At 60.5% G+C, this 2,430-nt stretch carries 3 protein-coding genes; all 3 read left to right on the top strand.

Features of this window, described 5'->3' with window-relative positions; translation table 11 throughout:
- Positions 1–201, top strand: a 201-nt coding sequence (locus B1526_RS09165) for a hypothetical protein (protein ID WP_095615681.1), incomplete at its 5' end; no start/stop codon positions are given.
- A 170-nt stretch (positions 202–371) separates the two neighbouring features.
- Complete coding sequence (locus B1526_RS08850; protein ID WP_095614847.1) at positions 372–959, top strand: IS607 family transposase; 588 nt, start codon at positions 372–374, stop codon at positions 957–959.
- Positions 952–2,256: an IS607 family element RNA-guided endonuclease TnpB gene (tnpB, locus tag B1526_RS08855; protein WP_095615682.1), complete on the top strand. Its 1,305-nt coding sequence runs from the start codon at positions 952–954 to the stop codon at positions 2,254–2,256. Before B1526_RS08850 ends, tnpB begins: the two co-directional genes overlap by 8 nt.
- The last annotated feature ends 174 nt before the right edge of the window (positions 2,257–2,430 follow it).

Genomic DNA, 2,430 nt, shown 5'->3' on the forward strand with positions numbered 1-2,430 from the left:
ATGCAGACGCAGCTCGCTGATAACGCGTTGGGTATTTCGATGGACCGCATTGCGAAGGGTCTGAAGCTTGATCTCGATCGTCATGATGCAAGCCTGTCCGAGCCTGACAGGCAAATGACACAAGTGACGATTCCGGCGACGGCGAAGACTTCTGAAGCCCAGCGTGAATCCAACGACAGCCAAAGCCGCAGTCAACAATGAGGAAGGGAGATATGAAGGAACTTCATGTTCTGCTCGATGGGCAGCATATCGGAGTGCTCGCGGAGGACGACCATGGCCGGCACATATTTCAATATGATGCTGATATGGGGCGGTCGGCTGTTTCCTAAACGATTTGCTTAAATATATTTTAATATGCTATACTATGTTGCATGTTGGTGAAGGAATGGGCCGAGCGTGAGCATCTGCACCCGCAGACCGTGTGGAAATGGTGCCGTCAGGGCACCATGCCCGTCCCCGTGGAGCGCACGCCGTCTGGCATGTGGCTCATCCACGACCCGAAATACGAGACCATGCCGCAATCGAAAAGCATGGAATCCCGCACCGTCTGCTATGCGCGAGTATCCAGCGGCGACCAAAGGAACGACCTGCGACGTCAGGCCGACCGACTGAAAGCGTTCGCCCTTGGCATGGGCGTCGAGAAGCCCGAGGTGGTCACGGAGACGGGTTCCGGCATGAACGACAGGCGGCGCAAGCTCAACCGGTTGTTGTCCGACCCGACCGTGGGCACGCTGATCGTGGAGCACAGGGACAGGCTCGCCCGCATGAACGCGGGACTGGTGGAGAGCGCGTTGAAAGCGCAGGGACGCCGGATCGTCGTGGTGGACGACACGGAACTGGACGACGATCTGGTGCGCGACATGAGCGAGGTGCTGACCTCGTTGTGCGCGAGGCTGTACGGACGCCGCGCGGCCAAGCGCAAGACGGACGCGGCGTTGAAGGCGGCACGCGATGCTTGAGGCGGTCAAGGTGGCGCTTGACCCGACGCCACGGCAGGAACGACTCTTGGAGTCTCATGCTGGTGCGGCGCGGTTCGTCTACAACGCGGGACTCGCTCATGTCAAGGACATGCTCGAACGTGGCGATAAACCCGAATGGTCGTACTACGGGCTGCGCAGGTGGTGGAACCAAGCCAAGAACACACTCGCCGTGGACAAGACCACGGGAGAAACATGGTGGCCGGAGAACAGCAAGGAGGCATACAACAGCGGCCTCGAATCATTGGCCGACGCCCTGAAGAACTTCTCCAGGTCCCGCAAGGGGCGGCGGAAAGGCCGCAGGATGGGCTTCCCACGCTTCAAATCCAAGGACAAGGCGGTTCCCGGATTCGCGTACACGACGGGCTCGTTTGGCCTCATTGGCTGTGACCCTCATGCGCTGCGGCTCCCGAGGATAGGCCGCGTGCACTGCATGGAGAACGTGTCCAAGCGAGTGAACGGTGCGAAGGTGCTGCGCATGAGCGTATCCAAGCGTGGTGGACGCTGGCAGGCCAGCCTGACCGTCGAACGCGCCGACCTGCCGATTCCATCGCCGCCCAAAGGCGGGAGCGTCGGCATCGACTTGGGCGTGAAGGAGCTCGCCACATTGTCGGACGGCACCGTGATACACAACCCGCACGCACTCAAATCGAACCTCGGACGGTTGAAGAGAGCCCAACGGAGTCTGAGCCGCAAACGGAAAGGCTCCAACCGCCGCCGCAAGGCGAGAGCGCAGGTCGCCCGACTATACGCACGGGTGGCGAACCTGCGTTCGGACGCGCTCGACAAGACCACCACCATGCTCGCCCGCACCTACGCGGACATCAGCATCGAGGACTTGAACGTGGCGGGCATGGTGGGAAACCACAGGCTCGCCCAATCGATTCAGGACGCCGCGTTCGCGGAGTTCCGACGCCTACTGACCTACAAGACCGCACGCACCGGCGCGAGGCTTCACGTCATCGACCGCTGGTATCCAAGCTCGAAGACGTGCTCGAACTGCGGGACGGTGAAAGCCAAGCTGCCCCTGTCCGAACGCGTCTACCATTGCGAGGAGTGCAGGCTTGTCATCGACCGTGATGTGAACGCGGCCATCAACATCCAAGTCGCCGGGAGTGCCCCGGAGACGTTAAACGCGCGTGGAGGAAGCGTAAGACAGGCCCACCCCAAAGGCGGGACAATGCGGCATCCGGCGAAACGCGAACCAAGCGGCGGCGAGAGTCGCGTGAGGCTTGGAGCTGGCCTTGGCAACGAGGCCATGCAGATGACTTCGCTCTAGCGACAAGCTAAAACAAAGTCATCTACAACGGTCCGGCATTGGACACCGTACGAACAGCAAGGAAAGAACGAATGGGACAGCAAATCGACGTCAATCATCTCAACATCTATTACGGCAGCTTCCTCGAAGTAGACGACGACAAACTGCACATCGCGGCGAACAAGGTGACGGCGT

Source organism: Bifidobacterium criceti, assembly GCF_002286935.1.
Classification (GTDB): Bacteria; Actinomycetota; Actinomycetes; order Actinomycetales; family Bifidobacteriaceae; genus Bifidobacterium; species Bifidobacterium criceti.